The organism is Bacillus mycoides (assembly GCF_001757995.1).
Lineage (GTDB): Bacteria > Bacillota > Bacilli > Bacillales > Bacillaceae_G > Bacillus_A > Bacillus_A mycoides_B.
Genome location: NZ_LXLV01000071.1, coordinates 16,464 through 41,778 on the forward strand (window position 1 = coordinate 16,464; position 25,315 = coordinate 41,778).

Annotated in this window: 23 protein-coding genes; all 23 read right to left on the reverse strand. The window is 34.0% G+C overall.

Annotated features, from left to right (window positions below):
• Window positions 1-11 precede the first annotated feature (11 nt).
• Window positions 12-1,103, reverse strand: coding sequence for a glycosyltransferase family 4 protein (locus BWGOE10_RS26080; RefSeq protein WP_070145550.1), 1,092 nt, complete (start codon window positions 1,101-1,103; stop codon window positions 12-14).
• A gap of 1 nt (window position 1,104) precedes the next feature.
• On the reverse strand, window positions 1,105-1,722 hold the full coding sequence (locus BWGOE10_RS26085; RefSeq protein WP_070145551.1) for an acetyltransferase: 618 nt from the start codon (window positions 1,720-1,722) through the stop codon (window positions 1,105-1,107).
• Window positions 1,719-2,363, reverse strand: coding sequence for a sugar transferase (locus BWGOE10_RS26090; protein ID WP_070145552.1), 645 nt, complete (start codon window positions 2,361-2,363; stop codon window positions 1,719-1,721). The genes BWGOE10_RS26085 and BWGOE10_RS26090 overlap by 4 nt, the downstream gene beginning before the upstream one ends.
• Window positions 2,363-3,478: a DegT/DnrJ/EryC1/StrS family aminotransferase gene (locus BWGOE10_RS26095; protein ID WP_070145553.1), complete on the reverse strand. Its 1,116-nt coding sequence runs from the start codon at window positions 3,476-3,478 to the stop codon at window positions 2,363-2,365. Before BWGOE10_RS26095 ends, BWGOE10_RS26090 begins: the two co-directional genes overlap by 1 nt.
• A 23-nt stretch (window positions 3,479-3,501) precedes the next feature.
• Entirely contained in the window at window positions 3,502-5,313 is a 1,812-nt protein-coding gene (locus tag BWGOE10_RS26100) for a polysaccharide biosynthesis protein (RefSeq protein ID WP_070145554.1), read from the reverse strand.
• 60 nt (window positions 5,314-5,373) lie between these two features.
• Entirely contained in the window at window positions 5,374-6,255 is an 882-nt protein-coding gene (gene galU, locus BWGOE10_RS26105; protein WP_070145555.1) for a UTP--glucose-1-phosphate uridylyltransferase GalU, read from the reverse strand.
• Window positions 6,256-6,499: 244 nt separating this feature from the next.
• On the reverse strand, window positions 6,500-7,267 hold the full coding sequence (locus tag BWGOE10_RS26110; protein ID WP_070145556.1) for a tyrosine-protein phosphatase: 768 nt from the start codon (window positions 7,265-7,267) through the stop codon (window positions 6,500-6,502).
• An 83-nt stretch (window positions 7,268-7,350) separates the two neighbouring features.
• Complete coding sequence (locus tag BWGOE10_RS26115; protein ID WP_002191242.1) at window positions 7,351-8,040, reverse strand: CpsD/CapB family tyrosine-protein kinase; 690 nt, start codon at window positions 8,038-8,040, stop codon at window positions 7,351-7,353.
• Window positions 8,030-8,767, reverse strand: a complete 738-nt coding sequence (locus BWGOE10_RS26120; RefSeq protein ID WP_070145557.1) for a YveK family protein — start codon at window positions 8,765-8,767, stop codon at window positions 8,030-8,032. Before BWGOE10_RS26120 ends, BWGOE10_RS26115 begins: the two co-directional genes overlap by 11 nt.
• A 600-nt stretch (window positions 8,768-9,367) precedes the next feature.
• Window positions 9,368-9,802: a 3-hydroxyacyl-ACP dehydratase FabZ gene (gene fabZ / locus BWGOE10_RS26125; protein WP_002184592.1), complete on the reverse strand. Its 435-nt coding sequence runs from the start codon at window positions 9,800-9,802 to the stop codon at window positions 9,368-9,370.
• 1,195 nt (window positions 9,803-10,997) lie between these two features.
• Entirely contained in the window at window positions 10,998-12,800 is a 1,803-nt protein-coding gene (locus tag BWGOE10_RS26130; protein ID WP_070145558.1) for an ABC transporter ATP-binding protein, read from the reverse strand.
• A 2-nt stretch (window positions 12,801-12,802) separates the two neighbouring features.
• Window positions 12,803-13,990: a nucleotidyltransferase family protein gene (locus BWGOE10_RS26135; RefSeq protein WP_070145559.1), complete on the reverse strand. Its 1,188-nt coding sequence runs from the start codon at window positions 13,988-13,990 to the stop codon at window positions 12,803-12,805.
• Window positions 13,991-14,012: 22 nt separating this feature from the next.
• Complete coding sequence (locus tag BWGOE10_RS26140; protein ID WP_016130929.1) at window positions 14,013-14,465, reverse strand: lasso peptide biosynthesis B2 protein; 453 nt, start codon at window positions 14,463-14,465, stop codon at window positions 14,013-14,015.
• A 45-nt stretch (window positions 14,466-14,510) separates the two neighbouring features.
• Window positions 14,511-14,810, reverse strand: a complete 300-nt coding sequence (locus BWGOE10_RS26145; RefSeq protein ID WP_000095761.1) for a lasso peptide biosynthesis PqqD family chaperone — start codon at window positions 14,808-14,810, stop codon at window positions 14,511-14,513.
• Window positions 14,810-15,739 (reverse strand): aldolase, encoded by a 930-nt coding sequence (locus BWGOE10_RS26150; protein WP_070145560.1) that lies wholly within the window; start codon window positions 15,737-15,739, stop codon window positions 14,810-14,812. The genes BWGOE10_RS26145 and BWGOE10_RS26150 overlap by 1 nt, the downstream gene beginning before the upstream one ends.
• Before the next feature lie 107 nt (window positions 15,740-15,846).
• On the reverse strand, window positions 15,847-15,978 hold the full coding sequence (locus tag BWGOE10_RS32455; RefSeq protein ID WP_000808480.1) for a paeninodin family lasso peptide: 132 nt from the start codon (window positions 15,976-15,978) through the stop codon (window positions 15,847-15,849).
• A gap of 14 nt (window positions 15,979-15,992) precedes the next feature.
• Window positions 15,993-17,930: a lasso peptide isopeptide bond-forming cyclase gene (locus BWGOE10_RS26155; RefSeq protein ID WP_070168313.1), complete on the reverse strand. Its 1,938-nt coding sequence runs from the start codon at window positions 17,928-17,930 to the stop codon at window positions 15,993-15,995.
• Window positions 17,931-18,955: 1,025 nt separating this feature from the next.
• Window positions 18,956-20,125, reverse strand: coding sequence for a DegT/DnrJ/EryC1/StrS family aminotransferase (locus BWGOE10_RS26160; protein ID WP_016127649.1), 1,170 nt, complete (start codon window positions 20,123-20,125; stop codon window positions 18,956-18,958).
• A 13-nt stretch (window positions 20,126-20,138) separates the two neighbouring features.
• Window positions 20,139-20,771, reverse strand: coding sequence for an acetyltransferase (locus BWGOE10_RS26165; RefSeq protein ID WP_070146105.1), 633 nt, complete (start codon window positions 20,769-20,771; stop codon window positions 20,139-20,141).
• 13 nt (window positions 20,772-20,784) lie between these two features.
• Window positions 20,785-21,381 (reverse strand): sugar transferase, encoded by a 597-nt coding sequence (locus BWGOE10_RS26170; RefSeq protein WP_070146104.1) that lies wholly within the window; start codon window positions 21,379-21,381, stop codon window positions 20,785-20,787.
• Between the two features lie 346 nt (window positions 21,382-21,727).
• A complete protein-coding gene (locus tag BWGOE10_RS26175; RefSeq protein WP_001264123.1) occupies window positions 21,728-23,275 on the reverse strand; it encodes a lipopolysaccharide biosynthesis protein in 1,548 nt (515 codons plus the stop codon).
• 48 nt (window positions 23,276-23,323) lie between these two features.
• Entirely contained in the window at window positions 23,324-24,331 is a 1,008-nt protein-coding gene (locus BWGOE10_RS26180; RefSeq protein WP_070146103.1) for a glycosyltransferase, read from the reverse strand.
• A gap of 43 nt (window positions 24,332-24,374) precedes the next feature.
• Window positions 24,375-25,301, reverse strand: a complete 927-nt coding sequence (locus tag BWGOE10_RS26185; protein WP_070146102.1) for an SP_1767 family glycosyltransferase — start codon at window positions 25,299-25,301, stop codon at window positions 24,375-24,377.
• Between the last annotated feature and the right edge of the window lie 14 nt (window positions 25,302-25,315).

Below are 25,315 nucleotides of genomic sequence, written 5' to 3' on the forward strand. Positions count from 1 at the left end.
CTTACTTATAATTATTTCTGTACACTGTTTATTACGTCTAGATAAGCATTCAGAACAATATTTCTATCAAATTCCTTTTCAACTTTCTTTCTACCCGCTAAGCCCATGTTCTTTTTATCCTGCCAATCCATATTTAAAAAGCGCTCTATTTTTTCTATTAAGTCCTGACTATTCTGTTGTTTGACAATTAAACCATTTTCTCCATGTTCCACAATTTCCCGACAGCCACTTCTATCAGTGGTAATAATAGGCCTTCCACAAGCAGCACTTTCGAGTAATACATTAGACATACCTTCTGGATAATATGTAGGATGAATAGTACAATGAGAAATTTTATGGAACTCTCTTATATCACTTTGCATTCCATGATACTGAATTATCCCTTTTTCCTGCATTATCTTTAATTTCTCTTCATATTCACCTTCACAAAATCCTAAAATATGAAATATAGTATTTGGGTATTTCTCTCTTATGTATTTAGCAGCATCTAAATATTGATCAATACCTTTTTCCCTCATTACACGAGCAATAAATAAAAAATTAACCTCTTTATCCAATGGATATTCCAGTATGGGATAATAATTAAGATTAACACCAGATCCTGGTATTAATCTTGATTTCCCCTTAACAATCTTTTTTGTACTAAAAAAGGTTTTATTTGATTCATTTTGAAAGAATACACATGTCGCGTCTTTTAGGGCATTTTTATATAGAAATAAAGTGACTTTCTGTAATATCCCATCATTTTCTACCGCTGTTCCAAGACCAGTAATATTACATACATAAGGAATACCTGCCATCCTACAAGCTAGACCGCCATATACGTTAGGCTTTATTGTGTAGGTTAACACCACATCAGGTTTTACCTCTTTAATAATCTTTTTATAGTTCATAAATAATTTTACGTCGGTTATTGGATTAGTACCCCTTCTACTGATTGGTGTATTAATGAACTCACATCCTATTTCCTTTAATTGATGTATAAATTCACCATCTGGGAGTGAAATATAAACTTTATATTCTTTCACTAATTCTTGCATAAGCTCTTTTCTAAATTTATATAAACCGACATCGTTATTTGCTAATATTAAAACTTTTTTCATTCTATAATCTCCTAGATGGAACCCCAACATAAGTTCCTAATTCAGTTATATCCTTAACAACAACAGTTCCTGCACCAATTCTACAACCACCAGTAACATTAATATTATTACTTATAATACTACCAATTCCCAACCAAGTACCTCGCCCAATATTGACCGTACCCGCCAAATGTGCCCCCGGTGATATATGAACATAATCCTCAATTATATTGTCATGATCTACCGTAGAAGTAGTATTAATAATGCATCCTTTCCCGATCTTAGTACAGCAATTAATCACAGCTCCTGCCATAACTACAGTTCCTGCTTCCAAATAGACTTGTTCTCCGATAATTGCACTCGGATGGATCAATACCGGAATGCTCGCCCCTTCGGTCTCAAGTTGCCTCTGAATCTTCTCTCGTATGACATTATTACCAATTCCAACAAAAAAATCGTAATCATCTATATACTTTGAGATACTTGCTGATTTATCAATAATTTCTATTCCCATTGAAGATTTTAGAGTTTCGTTATCATCTAAAAAGGAAATACTCTGCCATTTATTCATTTTCAGTGCGATATCAGCTATGACTTTTCCGTGGCCACTAGCTCCTATTATAAGAAGTTTTTCTTTCATAACTTTATACTTCCTTTTCCATTCCCTTTAAATGCTTCCATTGTAGCAGCAGTTTCTGAATTAATCCCTTCTCTAATAAAAACCTTCTTAATTGTTAAAAGGATAATCTTCCAATCTGTAGTGAAACTTACATTATCCACATACTCTACATCATAATTAAATTTCTCTTCCCAACTAATAGCATTCCTACCATTAACTTGCGCTAATCCCGATAATCCTGGTCGAACTTCATGACGCCTTTTTTGATGTTCGTTATATAACGGTAAATATTGAACTAATAAAGGCCTAGGTCCTATAATTGACATATTACCTTTAAAAATATTAAACAAGCCTGGCAACTCATCAAGTGATGTTGAGCGTAAAAATTTACCGAACTTAGTAAGTCTTACACTATCAGGTAACAATTCACCATCTTCGTTTTTTTCATCAGTCATTGTTCTAAATTTATACATTTTAAAAATGTCCCCATGTAATCCTGGTCGCTCTTGTTTAAATAATACCGGACTACCTAATTTTGTTTTCACAAGAAAAGCAACTATAAAGAACACTGGACTAAGCATTATAATAGCAATTAAAGACAGTATAAAATCCATTGGCCTTTTTATAAACCGTCCATAGATGCCAATTTTTGGACTCCTCATTACGCTATCCACAACCCTTTAATAATTTTCACAACTCTTTCTAAATCTGCTTCTGTCATCTTCGTATCGCTTGGTAAACATATACCATTCTCAAAAAGTTTCTCTGATACATCTGTACCAATAAAATCATATTTCTCAAAGAATGGCTGCATGTGCATCGGCTTCCAAACTGGTCTAGATTCAATATTTTCCTTTTCAAGGGCTTCCATCACATCAATCGGTCGAATGTTACCGTTCAAAGTCATAGAACTTAACCAATAGTTTGGCTCATTCCATTCATTACTAGGCATAAATTCAATACCTTCAAGATTTCCTAATTCTCTCTTATAAAAATCGAATATGTATCTTTTCTTCTGAACTCTTTGATCTAATACTTTAAGTTGCCCTCTACCGATTCCGGCAACTACATTACTCATACGATAGTTAAAGCCTAATTCACTATGTTGATAATGTCTTGCTTGATCTCTACTTTGAGTAGCCCAAAATCTTACTTTTGAAATTTGTTCTTCATTATTAGAAACGAGCATTCCACCACCAGAAGTAGTGATAATCTTATTTCCATTAAAAGAGAAAATACCATAATCGCCAAAGCTTCCCGTATGCTTACCTTTATAGTAAGTTCCTAAAGATTCAGCAGCATCTTCAATTAAAGCAACATTATGTTTCTTACAAAGTTCAACAATCTTATCTATATCTGCTGAAAGACCATAAAGATGAACTACTATAACCGCCTTTACATTTGGATACTTTTTAAAAGTCTCTTCCAATGCTTTAGGACACATATTCCAAGTTTCATAATCACTATCTATGAAAACAGGAGTAGCATTTTGATAAATAATAGGATTTGCAGTAGCTGAGAATGTAAGTGTTTGACAAAAAACAACATCCCCCTCCCCTACTCCCGCTGCTTTTAATGCCATATGAATTGCAGCTGTTCCAGAAGATAGTGCTGCCGCTGCCTTAGATCCCACTTTCATAGCTAATTCTTTTTCGAATCCATTCACATTTTCCCCAAGTGGTGCAATCCAATTTGTATCGAAAGCTTCCTTAACATAATGCATTTCATAACCTTCATCACTCATATGTGGTGATGAAAGAAATATTCTGTTTCCCATTTAAAAAACTTCCTTCCCTTAAATTAATGTTTAAAATTAACTTTATTATTGGCAATTTCTAATAATCGTTCTCTTATTTCCTCTTTACTGATTTCTTCAAAATCATTCATAAACTGTCTTAAAACCTCTTGATCCATTAAAACAGCTTTTCCTATATGAATCTTAGGGAATATTTGCTCCGGATGAATTTCGCCTTCATTTAATAACTCTTCATACATTTTTTCACCTGGTCTTAATCCAGTAAATTCAATTCCAATTTCCTCAATTGAATACCCTGAAAGAGTAATTAAATTTTTAGCTAAATCAACAATCTTTACTGGGTCTCCCATATCTAGTACGAACAATTCTCCACCTCTAGCTAGTGTTCCAGCCTGAATAACTAATCTTGAAGCTTCCGGTATTGTCATAAAGTAACGAATCATATCAGGGTGAGTAACTGTTACAGGTCCACCTTTTTGAATTTGTTTCTTAAATAATGGGATTACACTTCCTCTACTTCCAAGAACATTACCGAATCTAACTGCAACAAATCTTGTATTTGTACTCACTGCTGCTAAATGTTGTACAAGCATTTCTGCAAATCGTTTTGTAGCCCCCATTACATTCGTAGGATTTACAGCTTTATCTGTAGAGACCATAACAAACGTATTTACTTTAAACGTATCTGCAGCTTCAGCTACATTTTTCGTACCAAAGATGTTATTTTTCACAGCCTCTTCAGGATTACGTTCCATTAAAGGTACGTGCTTATGTGCCGCTGCATGATACACGATATATGGTTGATGCTTTTTCATTATTTCAAAGATTTTATGACGATCTTGTACATCAGCAATTTCTGTCGTAATTTCAACTGTATCTTTATAGGTAGCTCTCATTTCCATTTCAATATTATAAATGCTGTTTTCACCATGTCCTAAAAGTACAATTTTTGCTGGTTTATACTTCATTACTTGACGGCAAATTTCTGATCCGATTGATCCACCAGCACCAGTTACTAAAATTGTGTTACCAGCAATTTTTTCTCCAATTCCTGCATCATCTAATTGGATTGGCTCTCTTCCTAATAAATCTTCCACTTGTACATCTCGGAATTCGTTAACAGAAACTTTTCCATCTAAAAGATCTTCAAGCATTGGTACAATTTGCGTTTTCGCCTTCGTTTTTCTACACTTCTCAAAAATCTCGTTTATTTGATTTCTATTTAATGAAGGAATTGCGATAATAATATGTTCTATATCTTTGTCTTCTACAATTTCTTGAACATGACTTGTTGTCCCGATAACTGGTACGTTATAAATCTCCAATTTTTGTTTATTTCTATCATCATCAACAAACGCAATTGGATATAAATCTGCTTCTTTATTATGTTGTAATTGACGAACTACCATTGTTCCCGCTGAACCGGCACCAATAATCAATGTTCGTTTTTTATCAGTAGATTTAGTAATATACGTATCACGGAACATACGCCATACAAAGCGAGAACCACCAATTAATAGTAAGTGTAACATCCATGCGATTGCTAAAATTCGAACATAAATATCATGATTTATAATTTGTTGAACAATTGCTGTTACAATAATAGAAAGTGTAATTGCTTTAAATATTTGTATTAATTCTCCAACACTTGCATATTCCCACGCCTTGTTATAAAGCTTATAAATAGCCGCAAAAATATGATGACTACACAATAATGTAATAGAGCTAATAATTACTGTCGCAGGGATTTTGTTTAATACATTCGGATGTATGAACCAATAACTTAAATATACGGTGGTTAATACAATAAATGAATCTAATAAAATTAATAATGAGAGCCGTTTTCGATAACTCAATATACCTGTTCCCTTCTTTATATAATTCGCATCTTATTGATAATAAAAAAGGACATTCTCTTATGAATGTACCTCTTCTTTTTTTACAAGTTCTTTTATATACTTCATCAAGTCTAATTTCAATTCTTCGTTTTGAAGTGCCATCTCAATCGTTGTTTTAATAAATCCAAATTTTTCCCCAACATCATATCGAGTACCTTCAAAATCATATGCAAACACATGTTGAATTTCATTTAAACGTTGAATCGCATCTGTTAATTGAATTTCTCCACCTGCACCTGTTTGTTGGTCTTCAAGGAACATGAAGATTTCCGGTGTTAATACGTAACGCCCCATAATTGCTAAATTAGATGGTGCTGTTCCCTGTGCTGGTTTTTCAACAAATCGGCGCACCTGATATTGACGACCATTTTGCGTGATTGGATCAATAATTCCATAACGATGCGTTTCATTTTCCGGTACTGTTTGCACACCAATTACAGACGAATGTGTTGCCTCGTACTCATTCATCAACTGACGTAAACATGGCGTATCAGCTTGTACGATATCATCACCAAGTAATACTGCAAATGGCTCATTCCCAATAAATTTACGAGCACACCATACTGCGTGACCTAATCCTTTTGGTTGTTTTTGTCTTATGTAATGAATATTAATCTTTGAAGATGCTTGTACTTTTTCAAGCATTTCATATTTACCTTTTTCTAAAAGGTTTTGTTCCAGTTCAAAAGAATGATCAAAATGATCTTCAATTGCACGTTTTCCTTTTCCAGTTACAATAATAATATCTTCAATGCCAGATTCAATTGCTTCTTCTACAATGTACTGAATCGTCGGTTTATCAACGATAGGTAACATTTCTTTCGGCATCGCTTTCGTCGCTGGTAAAAATCTTGTTCCCAGTCCAGCAGCTGGAATAATTGCCTTCCTTACTTTTTTCAAATCAGTACCCCCAAACATTTATATATATATGTATATAGCAATAATGAAAAAAACCTACCTATAGAGTCATATTTATAACTCCATAGGTAGAGTTTCTATCATAAATAAATTATGGGCATCTAACCCAGCCTCACACCATGCTTTTGACAACAAACGCGTCTAAGGTAGAAATTTACTCTACCCACAGCACGACCGAGTGCCCCCATTGATAACGGTTAGGAGGCATCACCAAGTGGTTTTCTCTTTAAAAGAGACCGAATATTTTTCTTTGTCTTATTTTCTCGGGCTCTTCTCGATAAATCGTTTTCCCATTTATTAGTTCATATGTATTTTCCTTGAAGTAGTACAATGTAGAACTCCCAAATGTTTTCTCTACTGTTTCATACGCAGCTTGCAAGTGAAAGGAGCGCGTCGTTGTGTTATGAGCATCTGATGATATGACATGTGTTAAATGATGCTCAATAAGTTGCAATGAAAACTTCTTGATTTTCTTTCCGAACTTCCCTGTGACGCTTCCTGCGGTAATTTGTGTTAGTGCCCCTTGATTGACGAGCTTATACAACACATCGGGGCGTTCAATAATTTCCATATTCCGTTCTGGATGAACAATAACCGGCGTGATCCCTTTCACACGTAATTCATATAACATTTTTTCTGCATAGCGCGGGACATGGTTTGTTGGAAATTCAATTAATATATATTTATCCATACAATTCAATGTTACAATACACCCCAAATCATAGTCGTCTAATAACTCTCCGTACAACCTGATTTCTTGACCAGGTAAAATGGTTAAATTGATATCCTCTTCTTTTAATCTTTCATTTAACTGCTTTACCTGATGAAGAATGCTTTCTGCTAGATTCATATAAACCCCATTTTGGTGATGAGGAGTAGCAACGATTGTATGAATTCCTTCTTCGCATGCTGCCTTTGCCATTGCAATGCTGTCTTCGATTGATTGTGCTCCGTCATCGACATTAGGCAAGATATGACAATGTAAATCAATCATTCTATTTCATCCCCTCTCCACATATTCTTCACATACTGAATACAAGAAGAAAAGATGAATGTTCACCTTTCCTTCTTTTACATTTAGTTAGAACCGTAATAGTAATATTCGGATCCATTTTGTTCTTTATCATTTAAGACAACGCCAAGTAATTTACCTTTTGCGCTATCTAATGATTGTTTTGCTTTAAGTGCCGCCTCTTTTTCTGTTGCACCACTTCGAATAACAAGTACAGAAGCATCACATTGATTTGCCATAATTTGTGCATCTGTAACTGGTAAGATTGGTGATGAATCAAAAATGACAAGGTCATACGTGCCATAAGCTTCTGAAAGTAAATCTTTCATCGAGCTTGCACCCAGTAATTCCGCTGGATTTGGTGGGATTGGACCACATGGTAAAAATGTTAAATTACCGATTTTCGTTTGTGTCACACATGTTTCTAGTGTTTTACTACGTGTTAATACACTTGTTAAGCCAAATATATTCTCCACTTGCATCATTTGATGTAATGCTGGTTTACGTAAGTCTGCATCGATAAGTAATACTTTCTTACCTTGTTGTGCGAAAACAATTGCAATATTAGCAGCCGTTGTTGTCTTTCCTTCACTTTGATTCGCAGATGTTACGATAAGAGAACGAATCTTCTTATCAACAGATGCAAATTCAATATTTGTTCGTATATTTCGGTATTGCTCTGACACAGATGATTTTGGTTGTTCATATGCAATCAGCTGACGGCGAGCACGTAATATTTTTTTCTTAAGAACCAATTGTATGACCCCCTACTCTCTTCGTTGCTGATAAACTACCGCTCTTTGTGCCATCTTCCTCCATATGAGAAACGACGCCAAGAACTGGTACACCAAGTTGTTTTTCAATATCTTCTTCTTTTTTCATCGTGTTATCTAAGTACTCTAGTAAGAATGCAATTCCAACAGAAGCCATTAATCCAACAACAAATGCAATTGCTACGTTCAGCATCTTATTTGGTTTAATTGGTGACTGTCCTTCTGTTACTTCTGCTTTTGATAAGATTGTTACGTTATCAACACTCATGATTTTTGCAATTTCACTCTTGAATACTTCCGCTGTTGTGTTTGCGATATCACGAGCTAGCTTTGCATCTTTATCTTGTACAGTAACAGCGATCACTTGTGAATCTTTCTCGTTTGCAACGTTAATTTTGCTATTTAAAGCCCCAGTTGACATGTTAAGCCTTAACTTTTCTTTCACTTGATCTAAAATAACTGGGCTTTTCACAATAACTTTATATGTATTTGTTAATTGAAGACTTGTTTGTACTTCACCAGGTTGAAAAACACCTTCTTGCTTCTTTTGATTAACAAGAATTTGCGTCGAATTCTGATAAATCGGCGTTATAAAGTAGAAACTTACGATCGCACTTACAAGTGCTGCACCAATCGTAATTACAAGGATCATAACTAATCGTTTCCTTAAAATAGCAAATAACTCTTTCAAACTTATTGTTTCTTCCATGCCTTCCTCCAACTTTCAATAATTTGTTATAAAAACTTCTGAAAATAAATAAATTGTCAGGTTTTAGGATGACCACAAAAATCTGGTATCTAGCCCTAAAGTTGTTTAGTAATAAATAACTATTTAACATATTACAGAACTTACATTAGTATAGCAAGAATGGTTGAGAAAATTGTTGGAGAAATTGACAAATACTATACTACCGAATCTGACGAATTTCGACACAGTTTTTAATGTATAGATTTTCATTTGCTATGTACTGTCGATATATGGGGATTATTAGTATTACTAGTGAATATACCATTGATTGATCTGTGTATTTATACTATCTTATTTATAAAAATCTTACCATTGTTGATTTTTATTTTGTTTTTTCTTAATCTTTCGATATCTTTTTTCAGACTTTAGTTGATAAACTTTTTTTCGAAAGTCCCCTATTTTTTTAATCAAACGTTTGTTTAAAAGTAAGAGAACTTACCTATCGACAAATCCTCTTACCTTTCGTCCATTTCTTCATAATTCGCTTCAATAACAATAAAAAAGATGAATGACCATACTCTCTTCATTCATCTTCCAACGTAAAGTTATGTTAACAAATCTTTATTCTTTCTTATCACCAATTGCAAATGTGATTTCAGCTTCACAAGCGATTTCACCATTTACAGTTGCTACTGCTTTTCCTTTTCCAATCGGTCCACGGACACGTGTCATTTCGACTTCTAGGCGAAGTTGATCACCTGGGCGAACTTGACGTTTGAAGCGGCAGTTATCAATGCCAGCAAAGAATGCAAGGCGACCGCGATTTTCTTCCTTCTTCAGTACCGCAACAGCACCCACCTGCGCTAATGCTTCTACAATTAGAACACCTGGCATCACAGGATAATCTGGAAAGTGTCCATTAAAGTATTCCTCATTTGCCGTTACATTTTTAATCCCAACCGCACGCTTTCCTTCTTCTACTTCTAAAATTTGATCGACTAGTAGAAATGGATAACGATGTGGAATAATTTCTTTAATCTGTTGAATATCTAGCATATCATTCTCTCCTTATATACCAAATTGGTCATACCACCAACGCACTGTCCTTATTATCCCATTCTCCATTGTTTTTGTCACGAAAAACAAGAAATGCTTTCTACCCAAAATATCTATTAGGACTATTCATACAAAAAAGATACACCCTTTTCCCTTCGCTAATCGGCATAACAAAATAATAGCAATTAACACGGAGGTTGGAAAAAGGTGTATATCAAAGTTAGGGAGAGGAAATATACATTATTTCCCTCGTATGTCGTATTCATAGCTCATTATAAAGGACAAAAATAAGAAAGAAAAATTTAATATTTACTCCTTTTTACCATTATCCCCTTAATTTTCTACAAATTTCTACAAATTTCTTCATTTTTCTTATATTATCTTAAATAACATATCTAGAAATTAAGATTCGCAATCCAGAACACCATGCTTTATAAAAAAATAAATCTTCGTGGATTAGCCTTTAATAAAAACCCTATAAAATATCATCACAAAAGATACATTTATATTTTATATAAATATCCAATATTACATATAAACTCTTCTAAATCTATTTAACGATACATAAAAATAGAGTATAACTAATAAGAAATTGTTGCTTTCCCTTGTTTATCTGTTAAATAAGGCATTCCGGAGTATTTGAGAGAAAAATTCAAATGAAATAAAAAGAAATACTTATATAATATTCTTCACTATCTCTCTTTCATCTCCTCAAATCGTTTCCCTTCTTAATTACTTATATAAAATTAGTAGCAATTCAAAATACCAACAATTCATTAGGCACTACCTCTCATTAATCACTGACCATAAAAATGTCTACAGGGTTCTTCAAAATATATTATCACAACTACACTAATAAACCTTTATATACAAAAAGCAGCGAGACCTCTAGTCCTAAAGACAAGGGGCCTCGCTGCTTTTTGTTATATGGTATAAATAAAATCAGGTTCCATGTTAAATTATAACACGAATATTTACACATGTATATAGATGGTATATTAATAAGACACACAAAGTATTTCTAATTTTTTTACTGGTCACACAATTAAATTAAGCTCATATTTCCATAAAAAGACCAGTACACAAATACCAATTATCCCCCAAACCATAAATAATCAAATTGTGTTACCGGCCCGAAAGAAATAAAGGCAGTGTATTCCTTAAATTTATAAAAAATAATTGTGACTAGTCATATTTAAATGTTTACCTTAGCCTGTTGTCCAAGTAGACTACTAAATAAACCACTTTCATCTTTTGCCAGTTGTGTGAAACTACCGTGTTGAATAATTTGTCCTTGATCCATTACAATTACTTGGTCAGCTTTACGTATAGTAGATAGTCTATGTGCAATGACAATAATTGTCATGCTTCCTTTCAATCTTTCCAATGCTTCTTGTATTTTCGCTTCATTTTCAGCATCTAATGCACTTGTTGCCTCATCTAATACTAAAATAGAAGGCTTTCGAAGTATTGCTCTAGCCAGAACAAGACGTTGTCGTTCTCCCCCTGAAAGTTTGACTCCCCTATCGCCAATCAGTGTATCCAATCCGTGCGAGAGCCTACTAACAAACTCAGCGGAAGCAGAAAATTCCAAAGCTTCCCAAAGCTGCTCCTCACTTGCATTTGGTTCAACCATTCTCAAATTGTCTCTTATACTGGCATTGAATAGAAATGGATCTTGAGGAACATAGCTAATAGATTTCCTCAATGATAATAGGTCCTTACTTGTCAACGGTTTGTTATCTATTAATAACTGACCGCTCTCCGGCTGCATAAGTCCCATTATGATATCAATTAATGTACTCTTTCCAGCACCGGAACGTCCTGAGATAGCTGTCATACAATTTGCAGGAATACGCAAATTAATATCTTTAAGTGAGTACACGGCATTTTCTTTATTGTAGCGGAAAGAGATATTTTGACACTCAATAGATTGTTCTATCTGCATAGGATTTATACAATCATTATCCTGCTCTATATCTTGCAATTCTATACTTTTCTTACACTCTTCCTGTAATTGCAGCAAATCTTTAAAAGCGGGAAGATTCGCTGCAATTTGTTCCATGTTTGATTGTATACCTGCAAATCGTGGCCACAAACGAGAAAATATAAGAATAATTAATAATAATTGCTCCGTTTTCGTCTGAAACAGCTGAACAGATAGAAAGATAAGAATAGCAATGAAAACAGCTGATGCAATTTTATAAAAGAGTTGAGAATTATTTCTCACCTTAATATATGCAAACTGTTCACGTTCCACATCTTCTACCCAATTACGTAACCACATATAACGAGATCGTTCTAGTGTATTACTCTTAATATCCTTAATTCCATTAAAATGATCAGTTATACCTGCAAGATACGCTTTTGAATTCTCTGAGGTTCGACCACCTAATCTTTTTGATTTTTTAATAAATCTTCGTGAAAGAAAGGCAAGTACCACAGCGCAACATAGTACAAAAATTGTTATATCTGCCGCTAACCAAAAAGCGAAACCAATCTGTATAAATGTAAACATTAAAGAAGTGAGCAACTGTAAAAATAAATTAGTGCCTGCGCTAACACGCCCTAATTCCGTTGTCAAAGAATTGATAAGATCTGATTTTCTCTTTTTCACAAAAAAACTCCAGTTGGCCTGCAACAATCCACGATAAGTTTCCAATCTCAAATGATTAATAAAACGTATCTGGATTTTCGCATTACGAACTGTTATATTCCTTTGCAAAAGCGCTTGTCCCACGACCAATATAATATATATTCCTAATACAAGTGGTAATCCTAAAGTAGTTGGAATCTCACCTAGGAATCCAAGAACCCCTGAAAGAGGGCTTGTCTGTTCATTCATCTTCGCAATACCGCTAATACTTATCATAGGAATTAATAATAAAATGCCGATTCCTTCTACAAGACTGACCAATACCATTCCCATGAGATTAACAATGAGAATGTTTCCAGTAAAAGAGTATAACCGCTTTGTAAAATATAAAATATTTCTCATTTTCACTTCTCCTTACGGTACCTCATTTCCCTCCAAATCCATAAAACCGGTCGCAAAGGGAAATATAAAACATGCAGTTGTTTTGGCAGTGGTAAAGTTTCCACATCCTGAGGATAAGGATACAACCAACTAAGATGAAACAGTAGCTTTTGAGAGCTTGTCTTTAACAAATATAAATATCGCTCATGATATTTTGAAACTTCTTCTGGGACAGGATCTGTATGCAAGTTAATCATATTTTCCAAGTAATATATAGCAAGCTGCGCTAATTGCGTTACCCTTCTCCCTGACATTAATACTTTTGCCTCTTCCGCTATTATAAGAGTATCTAAAAGCTCAGAAGATAAAATAAGCGCCTGACCTACCAGTTGTTCACATCCATATCTTTCCAACATAACAGCGAGTTCTTCCCAATCTATTTCTTGCCTTACCATACGGTCAATGTCCGTTAACCATCGAAGCCTGGACCAACCATGTCTAGTCCCATGGGTCACAAGAAACATAAACAAATCCTCTCTACCTAAAAAATAGACAGGATAATTTGTGACAGGACTAGTCCTCTTTCGCCCCCATAACTCATCGAAGCGTGGTTCCTTTCCCGGTCCTGGGTGTAGTCGCCAATGAATCTCCAATTTCACCTTACTTATCGGATGCATGTAAGTTGTATGGTGGCGTCTCCACTTCCATTCATTCATAACCGTCGGAAAATCATCCTCTTTGACATAACCATTCTTTACAAGTAATTCGTTCACTTTTCCAAGATCATCTATAGGAACAAGGGCATCCAGATCCCCTGATGTTCGAAGAGAAACATCTCCATATAGGTCTGCGCCAAGAATAGGGCCCTTCAAAAATAAAAGTTGAAGTTGGTTTTCAGCAAATAATTTACTTACTTTTCCCATTTCTCCACTTAAATGAAGCATATGGAATGTATTCCTTTTAAAATATGTACTTAATACTTGCACAACATTTGATGGAACTAACTGTTTATCAATAGATTTCATTTTTGGATAAATGAACGCGTACATACGATGATGCAGCGCCAGTTTCAAAAATTTGTTCCAATCAATATTTATGAACCAGTCTCCCGGGATTTCTTGTATCTCTTTATCTTCCTTCTTTATAATTTCAAGTAACAATTTTAGTTCTTTAGGTAAATGACTCAAATCAAGATTACAACCGGTATACATCTCATTCTCCTTCAAGATTTTTTTACCCTATCCTTTTTGCAAATTTACCAACAACGGTAAATCTCTTCATTTCTTCTACGCCAGTAATATAAAAGGGCCCGCTACGTAACCACGCATGGGCAATCATATTTCCTGTCTCATCTTTCGCGGTCCCTAAGTAAAGGGTACTTTCAATTTGACGCTTCTCCAACATTTTCATTGCAGCGATAGCTTTAACGAGACACTGGCTTTCCCAAAATGTATAACGGCTCATCATATGCACTGCTTGAGAAATTTCCCTTAACGTAATCTTTTCCGATTCATCATAGCTTAAAGACGTTTCTGCCATATGAATTCCTAATATAGGAGCAGCTTTAGAAAACGGTATACTTTTAAGAATACGAGCCCAGCCTAAATAAAAGAAAGCTTCTATAAGTAATAATTTTGTTCCCATATCGAACGACAAGAAAGCTTTGGCTTTATTTATGATATTCATCGATCCTACTCCTAATCTATTAAATCTGGAACGTTCAATTAAAAATCAAAGTTTTTCATCAACCGAGATTAACCCTTCTGCATACAAATGATTTAAGAAAGAGAGTACTTGTTCCTTACATTCTGCCTCTTCAATCATATATCGAGACAATAATATATCAATCACTTGATTGACAGATATTAATTCATTAATTAAACTCCAAATTTCACCACCTATACCTCCTAAGTTATAGTATTTCCCATTATGGATGCTCATCATCACTTTCTCCCCATCCATATCGCTCACTACATTTTCCTGACCTTGTACAACAAAACTGTGTAATGAAATTGTTTGTTTACTACTCATTATTTTTCCTCCTCTTTTAAAGACTCTAGAATTTTGGATACTAAATCATGTGCCGTAAACTTTGAAATAGGACGTCTCAATTGAAACATATCTATTTTGTTTACGATATTTGTAGAATGCATAAAATGCCATTCCATCATCCCCAATCGTGGGATTAATGAATTCCTATATGTATGACGCAGCAATGTGCGTAGTCTCTCCAGTCCTTCAATCTGCTGAAGTTCAACATCCCCATTTTCTACTTTCACTAATTCGAATACACCTGCCAATGGTAATGGTTCCTCGAAAAAGTTAGCTGTAACGGGGACAGCATATTTAGTTTCCCTTTCAAATAATGGCTGATAATGCGCTGTCTCCATTCCAAACTGATCAAGACTCTCTTTCCATAACTTTTGTTGTGGGTAAGATGGTGTAACAAAAGGAGTATTATCCTCAGAAAGAGACACAGCAATTACATCATCACTTAAAAGCTTATAGCCTTTGCTTAAAAGGGCTGATGCAAGAGTTGATTTTCCAGCTCCTGATCTTCCTACAAAAGCATACGCCTTTCCATTGATGGCTATTACACTTCCATGCAGAGGGAGTATTTTTCTCTGCATCAACAATGCCCCCATACAAGTCCCAAGAATATAAAGCCGAATCTTATCTTGATCAGACCCTTTCATAGGTGAAACAATGATTTTTTCTCCATTTTTAATACAAAACGTAGCAGTTTCGGGGATTTGAAACATAATTAATTCTTCTTCAACTACAAACACTGACTTCGGAGAAGATAACTCTCCCCATAATTGGGACAAATCTGCAGTTTCTATTTTTACGTCTACTTCATTTTCGTAATTACTTACTTGAGGCAATTCCGGCAGGGGAATCTCACTTAATAGGGCTAATCCGAAGGCTTTGTAAATCTCTTTCTTTACAGTATGTATCATCTTTCTCACTCCAAATAGTTGAAAAATTGATTAAAAAAAACCCTTATACCGTAATTAAACTATATAAGGGCTGTAAAGCATATAAATCTCATTTAAATATTAGTGCATTAGCTGTGGTGAAGAGCGCCTTGCTCATCCTCATCTTCAAAAACTTGGTCAACAAGTCTTTTTCCAGGTCCAGCCATTGTCATGTTGATATCAAGTACTTCTAATACTGGTGATTGCCATTCTTGTTTCATAATTTCACCCCCTTTCAAATATATTTTTTGATAAATCGATAGACAATAAGACTACGCATTAAAATTCTAAAATCTGGATCAAACACGTATTCTACTCGTGGTTCTCCTTGAACTTTCAAAATCGCGCTCTTAATAATCTCCATATTAAAAAAGTTAGAGGCCACTGGGTCTTTACTAAGCTGCTGAAGTTCCTCGATAAACATTTTCCATGAAGGAATCATGCGATGAACCACATCGGCTGCCTGTATTCCCCGCACACGCTGATTTAATCTTACTTTGTCAGGAAGAAATCCTTTTGTGGACCTCCGGACAAGTGCACGATTTAAGCCATTTTGAACAAATTGTTCGAGTGGTAACGATAAACAGAATCGAATTACCCGTAAGTCATTCGTTGGATCATGCCCTTGTAAACCATAACGCAAGGAGAGCTTTGTTCCACTTGTACCCGTTGTATTCCACAAGTTTAGCTGTTCAAAATGTTTCTGCCTTATTTCATATATATTTGGGATAGAGGCCCCTGTTACTTTCACACCATGTTCTTCAAGCTTTCTAAATACATCAGTACGTTTTGCAAGTTCTGGACTAACTAACGTTGGCAGTTCGTATTGCTGTTCTGAGGAAAACATGTTTTTTATCGATGGAAATGCTTTCTCCCCTACAACTTTCAGTATTCTCGATTTTTTGACCCCAACGTTCTTACCATACAAATCAATTTCACGATAAAGCTGCAACCAGCTGAACTTTTTAAGTAAAATCGCATAATAATCTAAAGCTGGCCCCCAAGAGATTGTGAAATTTCCTCTCGCTCCATTTAAGAGCACCCCAATCCCTTGTTGTTGGGCTTTTTCATAAATTCCTTTCACCCAGACGGAATTTTCGAAAAATTTATATGGCATCTCCATAATCTCAAGCCAATCATCAATTTCTGAGAAAGAATTTTCTCCCGGAAAATTCAAATAATTCCCTTTAATATTCCCTACATGTTGTACTGTAGTTTGAATAAATGGCTTTTCATCAGCAATCGTATGACCACGAGTCCAATCAGTAAACCCTTCCGCAGGTACTGAGCTGAATGTATATAATTTTTTGTTCTCTTTTTGCAGCGCTCTCGCAGCAAAGCTAGCAACAGCTCCTGAATCTAATCCCCCACTTAAATGAGAACCAACATTACGATGAGTACGTAACCTTGATGTTACTGCGCTTTCAAATACGTCCCTGAACGCCTCTTCATAATCTTCATTTGATTTGAGTTGCAACTGCTCCTCTACAAATAACGTGTCGTATTTCGCAATACTAACTCTTCCCTTAACTACGGAGATAGTATGAGAAGGCGGGACTTGCTCTATATTTTTATGCACTGTTGAAAATGCATCTATTGTATCAAGCATATTAGGTATCGCTAAATATTCAGCTAACCATTGCTCATTCAATTCCTTCCCTACGTACGGTAAAGAAAACAGCGGTTGTATGCTAGTACAAAAAGCAAATTGATTTTGATTGCGGTAAAAGTAAAAAGTCCGACTTCCTGAAAAATCACGTGCCCCAAAGAGCAATTGCTTTCTCTCATCCCAAATCATGAAAGCAAAATCACCAATTAGATACTTTGGTACATGCTCTCCCCACTTTTGATAAGCGAGTAAAATCAACTTACTATCAGGCATCTCTCTTCTATGTACCTTTTCTACTTGCAATCTATCGAATAATTCATTGCGATTATCAATAATAGCATCAGCAGTTATAACCAACTGTGTTTCATAATCATAGTAAGGTAATTGTTCATTAATAGATTCAGATGTTATCCATTTTGCATGGGAGCCCAAAAAAATATTTTCCTTGTGCCATATATCGGTATTGTCACCTGGATAACGAGATAAATCCTTCATGATTCCAATCCTATGTTCAGGCGGTATCGGTTCTCCATTTAAATGATAAATTCCGGTTATTGCACTCATTTTTTTCCTCCCACTACGAGACAATTAAGGGAAAACCCGATGGATAAGCAAATTACCAGATATATCAAAAAAATATTATTAATATACCAGAAAACTCTTTCCTCAAACTACCTCGTTTACGCATAACAGATTTTAAAACCTGATTTTATAGCCTTAAATCTTTTTTCAGTTGAAGTATTCAAACCTTCAGGCTACCTATCCTATTGTAAACCCTTGCATTTTGATTTTCTCAAAAAATGAACAAAGGTGTGATTCTCTTAATTCGAACCAAGATATTACCATCTGAATTTTATATGAATAAAAATCCTTGAATTTAATATATCAATAAAACGTTTATATTCTTTATAAAGAATATAAACTCAGATTACCATTTCACTATTGCATTGTCAAGCATCTATATACTTAAAAAAATGAATATTTATATATCTTTTTTAGTAACTGTAAAAACAAATAATACAGTAAAATCGGTAGGAGGCTTTACATCCCTACCGACTATTAATCTCACCAATCGAGCTTTTACGAACATTCCATCTATTTTCTTAGTTTCCCTAAAATCTTAAGGTAGTGCTCTTAATACTCATAAATAGCAGGATAAACGTTATATCTTACAAATAAACAGGAGAATTTTCATCTTTTTATATTTTAAAAATTTCTGTGCTATGATATTTTATATAATTTATTATTAACCCACTAATTAAAGTTGATTTTTCACGTGTTATGTTCTCTATTACTTTATTCTCCTGCTTCTTTAATCGAAACAGGAGAATAACCTTTTTATATTTATACCATTTTCACAAAGGGGATGATATAATATGCGTTTACCACTAATAAAAAATACCATCCGCATTTACCATAAGATTATGTACGCTTACTATTTCACTCTTTATAGGGATTGCCGTGACTTTCATTCAAAGAAAATTTTTTTCAGTAAAATGAGATTTCACAAAAACAGCACTGAATGAGATATTAAATCCTCCTAGTTCATTAACACCTTTCTTAATTAAAGCTGTTTCTATTTTTTATCTTTACATGCCAGCACTTACCATCAATATATTCTTAATACATGTAATAACTCTTGTCTGATCTTTTTCTGTCATACCTGATCCAGACGGAAGGCATACGCCTGTTTCAAATAATTTTCTAGAAACATCCTCACTCTCACTATGCGGATAATACATTACATCTTCAAATAAAGGTTGCATATGAAGAGGCTTCCAAACAGGACGCGCCTCAATGTTTTCATTTTCCAGTTGTTTCAGTAATGCCTGAATCGGTACTCCTGTTTTTTCTTCATCTACAGTAAGAACTGTAAGCCACCGGTTTGAATAAGTATCCTCTAACTCAGGCATAAACTGTATCCCTGGAATATGAGATAATTCTTGATAATATCTATCGAATATTCGTCTTCTTGCATGTACTCTCTCTTGTAAGACCTGCAGCTGTGCTCTACCTACACCTGCTAAAATATTACTCATACGATAATTATATCCAACCTCACTATGTTGGTAGTGTGGAGCCGGATCTCTTGCTTGAGTAGCTAAAAATCTTGCTTTTCTCAATGCTTCGACATCATCCGAAACAAGCATACCTCCACCTGAGGTTGTAATGATTTTATTGCCATTGAATGAATAAACACCGAATTTCCCGAATGTCCCACTCGCTTTACCTTTGTAGGAAGAACCAAGTGATTCCGCTGCATCTTCTACTACTGGAACATTATATGTATTACATAACGAAAGAATCTCATCCATTTTAGCGCTTTGTCCATATAGATTCACAACAATGACAGCTTTCGGAAGTATTCCTTTCTCATTTGCATCACGTAATGCACGTTCTAAAGCTTGTGGCGACATATTCCACGTTTCAAGCTCAGAATCAATAAATACTGGTTTAGCCCCTAAATATAAAATTGGATTTGCGCTCGCTATAAAAGTAAGGCTTGAACAAAACACCGTATCTCCATCTTTTACATCCAGTAAGCGAAGTGCCAAATGGATAGCAGAGGTTCCTGAACTAACTGCAGCCGCATCAAGAACTCCAACATGGGATGAAAGTTCACTTTCAAACGCATCTACATTTGGACCAAGTGGAGCAATCCAATTCATATCAAATGCTTCCCCTATATATTTTTGTTCATTACCGCTCATATGTGGAGCGGAGAGATAGATTCTTGTTTTTTCCTGTGAGTATACCACTTTAAACACTCTCCTATAATTCTTTTTTTATTACTCTAGCTGGAATACCAACTGCCTTACAATTCGCTACAATGTCACGGATCACTGTTGCTCCGGCACCGATAACGGACCAATCGCCAATTGTAATATTTGGAATCACATTAACTCCTGCTCCTATATGTACTCCTATTCCTACAGTAACGGATCCTGTAAGCGCTGCATTTGGGGAAATATGTGCAAAATCATTTATCTTATTATCATGTTCAATAATGGCGCCTGAATTGACAATAACGTGATTCCCAATTTCAACATCTGCATTAACAATTGCACCTGGCATAATAACCGTACCAGTTCCAATCTTTGCACTTAAACTAACAATAGATTGTTTATGTATAAGCGTCGCATAGCGATGACTGGGAATCTCTAACTGCTCCATAATTATCTTTCTTGTTCTGTTATTCCCTATAGCTATCACGAACTTTGTATCTACATGCTCATCCATTAACTTTACAGCTGCAGAAATAGGTCCAAAATAGACACCATCCTCAATTTTTAACTCTTTATACACATCATCTAATTGCGCAATGATTTCATAATTTCCATACGATAGGATAATATCTCGGATTACTTTACTATGACCACCTGCCCCAATCATAATTATTCGCATCCATCTCACCTCCTCAAGAATTCTTTGTACCATTAAATTTTTCCACAGTTACATGCCCAACCTGATTGATTCCTTCTGACTTAAATACTTTCTTTACCGTTAACAACAAAATTTTCATATCAAGCCAAAAAGTCCGTTTTTTTGCATACCATACATCAAAATCAAATTTTTCCTCCCAAGAAATCGCGTTTCTGCCATTTACTTGGGCCCATCCCGTAATCCCTGGTCTGACATTATGCCGCTTGGCCTGCTCTTCTGTATATAGTTCCAAATACTCCATCAATAATGGTCTTGGACCTACCAAACTTAAGTCCCCTTTTATAACATTAAACAACTGTGGCAATTCATCTAAACTATATTTTCTCAGAAACCCTCCGAAACGGGTAAACCTTACATCATCGGGCAACGCATTCCCCTCACTATCCTTCTCGTCAGTCATAGTTCTAAACTTATAAAGAAAAAAAGGGACACCATGCAATCCCGGGCGTTGCTGCTTAAATATGATAGGGGAACCCAACTTAATTCTAACTAAAACAGCCACTATTATAATAAGAGGTAAAAGAAACACCAATAATGACAAAGAAACGAACAAATCGAAAAGTCTTTTCATATATAATCATACTCCTAATTTGGTTTATGTATTAACCTCTACTCCATAACTGCCTAAAACTTCTATCTTCATAAAAAGCAGCCCCATTCATAGTTGAAAAATAACGAATTGATTTACTTTTTTATTTAAGGACATGTCATGCAAAATACTTAATTAAAATACTCAGTAATAAGAACACCACCATATTCAACAGAACATAGTGGTGTTTCATTTCTAAAAGATTCTTAATACTTTCCTTTTATTTACTTGCTCTTACTTTAAGCATTATAATTTTGTGTCAATTCATTAGGCGCTGGTGCTCGATGGATTGGGTCAGTAACGGGATTATAGAAATGTAGATTTCAAATTAAAAAGTGCCCTTTTTGTGTGACTGAATTTTCACCCTCAGGTTTCCAATTATACTTTTAACAACTCCAAATAAATACTTAAATTCATCTGTCTTATAAAAAACAAATACATAAATAGCATTTGGAATTATTAAACAAATCATCCCTCTTAATATTAATTCTAGTAATCCATTATACGGAATAAGACCACATATTAAACTTGTGATAACACAAGCTCCTAGCCCTATCATCACATAGTAAGTATATTTTAAAAAATAATCTCTAACCGGTTTACGGAATACTTTCTTATATACTAAATAAGGAGCAATCCAAAATGGAACCACTAGTGTACTTATAAGTGTTCCAATAAAAACACCTGTTATGCCCATATATTGCACCAAGACAATAGAAGCCACCAGATTCACGGCAGCCTCTAAAAAGGGCGCATACCTATCTTCATGAAAAATCCCTGATGTTGTTTTGACCATAGATATAGAACGTCTCATTCCTGATACATAAAAATTTATCATTAATATAATTAATACACTTATATCCATAATAAATTTCGAACCAATCCATAAAGTAATAAAGGGTTGCATTATAATATATAAAAATATGGAAAAAAATGAGTATATCCAAAAATTACAAAGCATAGTAATCTTAAATATGCTATAAATTTTTTCATCGCTTTCTTTTGCAACCAAATTCCCTACACTATGATTTATATTATCAAAGATTTGATTTATAAAGGTTCTACAAATGTTAATTAACATATAATAATTTGAATACAATCCAACAGCTGTAACACTGACAAAAGACGCAATTAACATGTTATCAGTACCAAAGACAATATATCCGCCTATATTATGTAGCACTAAAGCCTTTACATTTTTAACAATATTACTTTTGGTTTCACTATCTAATTTGCTTGCTGCTTTATTTTTTAAAAATGGGTACATCTTATCTACCAATATAGCCAAGAACGCAGAGGTACTGATTGTTATAATAATATCGATTATTAGATATAAAATATAACTATGCGTAAAGTATAAAATTCCTATTTTAATGCAAGTAGATATAATAGATGAGATAGAATAAATCCCTGTAACAATATATCCCTTTTGACAAACATTTAAAAATGAGGTTTTATAAGAAAATAGATAAGATGAAGCTGTATTAATTAAAAATATAATATAAATAAAATGAATATTGTCTACCTTTGCATCTTTAGCGATATATCCAAGAAAAGGTAACAAAAGTAATCCTAGTAACAATACTATTAAAGCTATTGCCATATATGCCTTTCTATAAAAATTCATAAGCATATTGATTCTATCCTGATTATTTTCTGCCACTGGTTTATATAGATTATATATGATAGCAGATCCTATTCCTGCTTCAGCTAAAGATAACATTCCTAATATATTAGTAAATAATCCATTTACCCCCAGATACTCAACACCTAAATAAGTAATAAATATGGTTCTGGAAGCAAAACTTAGTAACGTAATAATAACTTGACTACCTATACCGGCTGATATATTAATTATTGAATTTTTAACTCTCATTTTTCCTCCCACTTCAGAAAGCATGAAAACACTTTCAACCCAAGAGTATTACCTGATTTCTCTTTTATATGCTGCAACTATTAAATGGTACACTTTAAACTTTATTGCTAAATAATATATATACTCCTTAAAGTTATTGCATCGATATGAAAAACCAATTCCTTTTACACTATCTGAGAACATTTCATAATTCACTATTCTACGAAAAGCATTATTAACATCCACATTAGGATCGCTTTTTAAATTATTAACCAACAGTCTATATATGTGATTTATATAATAATTATCCATATCTTTTTTAAATTGCTTATCGTGCAGTAAACCAAATTCTTGTGAAAGTTGTCTTCTCATTTGATATTGTAAAACTAAACTGTTCTCTAAATTTGGTTTATACGGAACCCTCATTAAGCTATTTGGATTATTAATAGTATAAAAATAAAGAACTTCTGAGATTGCACATACCCTTTTTGAGTGCAATAAAAACTCTAAATTAAAAATAACATCTTCTCCAATAAACACTTGTTCATTAAATCTGATGTTTTTTTCTTTTATAATGCTTAAATTGTATATATACCTCCATGCAAAGCATAGATCATTCTTGGAATGAACATTCGGAGAGCTCAGTACAAAATCTCTCCCGTTCATAACAGTATCTAATTTGAAGTTAGGAATAATACTATTATTATTTGGAACAGTTTTGTATCCGCATATTACAGCATCACACTTTTTATCTTCCGCAATACCATATAACCTAGTAAAATAGTTTTCGCTTACCTCATCATCGGGATCTATAAACACTATATACTTCCCTGTAGCAGCCTCGATCCCTGCATTCCTTGCGCTACTCACCCCTCCATTTTCTTTATAGATTACTTTAATTCTATTATCCTTTTCTAAATATCCTTCACATATTTCACCACATTTATCTGTTGAACCATCATTGACTAGAACTAATTCAATATTGACGAAAGGCTGTTTTAAAACACTTTCAATACATCTAGCTAACCATTTTTCCACATTATATATGGGAACAATAACACTTATTAATTCATGCAATCCTTTCACCTCTACATTACTTACATAAGTTAAACCCTCATGCCTATCTTATTACAGCTTTAATTTCGCTTAAATATTTTTCATCTTGAATATCGCCCACATTTTGTCCAGCACCTGCTTCACATACGTACTTATTTTCAATTTTGATTTTAGTTTTTGCTTGTCTTAAAAACCATTCGTATTCAATATCCACATGCCCTATATCAATTGCTTGATATCCCTCTTTATACAAATCATATGCTAATATAGTAGCAGTAGGCCCTATTGCTAATAGAATCAATTTAGATTTATTATTTTTTTTTGCTGCTGTTAAGATTTTATTGTAATGTAAGAATGCGTGCTCCTCTGGTACTAAAATCCTTTCAATTGATTTAGCATTGTCAAACAGATCATTTCCAATACCTAATCTACTCTTACTGCCCTCTATTAAAACTATATCCCTATCTTTCCATATTAATTTTAATAATATAAACCATTCTTTACATTTTGACTTATCTCGAAAGGGATAATAGAATCTCGATATAAAGGAATTATAATATACTTTTCCCTTCTTCAAGTCTTTATACCACTTTAATCTATATTTTGCAGTATGAAGACTCCAATAACCCTTTGGTTCATCTGCATATTTTGATAAATCTTGAAAAACATCCGGTAAACAAACTAAGAACTTCTCATCTTCACTTAGCAATATTTCTTTTAATCTTTTTGATAACAAATGATCCGCCCGTTGAAATGTTATATCTAGATTATGAATTAATTTAAATTCACCATCACCATACCTGGCTACGGAAGCTTTATCATGAATAATTTTTTTTAAAGTTTCATCTATAGATTGAATTCTAGGAGGCTTGAAAAAGCACTTCGTGAATCGATCTTTTATGATAGTTAATCGATTCAAACTCTGAATTTTCACATCAACCAATTTATTCCAAATAAAAACTAACATACTTTTTATTTTTATTTGTACCATACCAAGCTCCTTTC

Coding starts and splice junctions, on each gene's coding strand:
- BWGOE10_RS26080 (WP_070145550.1), bottom strand. CDS start 1,103: ATGAAAAAAGTTTTAATATTAGCAAATAACGATGTCGGTTTATATAAA.
- BWGOE10_RS26085 (WP_070145551.1), bottom strand. CDS start 1,722: ATGAAAGAAAAACTTCTTATAATAGGAGCTAGTGGCCACGGAAAAGTC.
- BWGOE10_RS26090 (WP_070145552.1), bottom strand. CDS start 2,363: ATGAGGAGTCCAAAAATTGGCATCTATGGACGGTTTATAAAAAGGCCA.
- BWGOE10_RS26095 (WP_070145553.1), bottom strand. CDS start 3,478: ATGGGAAACAGAATATTTCTTTCATCACCACATATGAGTGATGAAGGT.
- BWGOE10_RS26110 (WP_070145556.1), bottom strand. CDS start 7,267: ATGATTGATTTACATTGTCATATCTTGCCTAATGTCGATGACGGAGCA.
- BWGOE10_RS26120 (WP_070145557.1), bottom strand. CDS start 8,767: ATGGAAGAAACAATAAGTTTGAAAGAGTTATTTGCTATTTTAAGGAAA.
- fabZ (WP_002184592.1), bottom strand. CDS start 9,802: ATGCTAGATATTCAACAGATTAAAGAAATTATTCCACATCGTTATCCA.
- BWGOE10_RS26130 (WP_070145558.1), bottom strand. CDS start 12,800: ATGAGAAATATTTTATATTTTACAAAGCGGTTATACTCTTTTACTGGA.
- BWGOE10_RS26135 (WP_070145559.1), bottom strand. CDS start 13,990: ATGTATACCGGTTGTAATCTTGATTTGAGTCATTTACCTAAAGAACTA.
- BWGOE10_RS26140 (WP_016130929.1), bottom strand. CDS start 14,465: ATGAATATCATAAATAAAGCCAAAGCTTTCTTGTCGTTCGATATGGGA.
- BWGOE10_RS26145 (WP_000095761.1), bottom strand. CDS start 14,810: ATGAGTAGTAAACAAACAATTTCATTACACAGTTTTGTTGTACAAGGT.
- BWGOE10_RS26150 (WP_070145560.1), bottom strand. CDS start 15,739: ATGATACATACTGTAAAGAAAGAGATTTACAAAGCCTTCGGATTAGCC.
- BWGOE10_RS32455 (WP_000808480.1), bottom strand. CDS start 15,978: ATGAAACAAGAATGGCAATCACCAGTATTAGAAGTACTTGATATCAAC.
- BWGOE10_RS26155 (WP_070168313.1), bottom strand. CDS start 17,930: ATGAGTGCAATAACCGGAATTTATCATTTAAATGGAGAACCGATACCG.
- BWGOE10_RS26165 (WP_070146105.1), bottom strand. CDS start 20,771: ATGCGAATAATTATGATTGGGGCAGGTGGTCATAGTAAAGTAATCCGA.
- BWGOE10_RS26170 (WP_070146104.1), bottom strand. CDS start 21,381: ATGAAAAGACTTTTCGATTTGTTCGTTTCTTTGTCATTATTGGTGTTT.
- BWGOE10_RS26175 (WP_001264123.1), bottom strand. CDS start 23,275: ATGAGAGTTAAAAATTCAATAATTAATATATCAGCCGGTATAGGTAGT.
- BWGOE10_RS26185 (WP_070146102.1), bottom strand. CDS start 25,301: ATGGTACAAATAAAAATAAAAAGTATGTTAGTTTTTATTTGGAATAAA.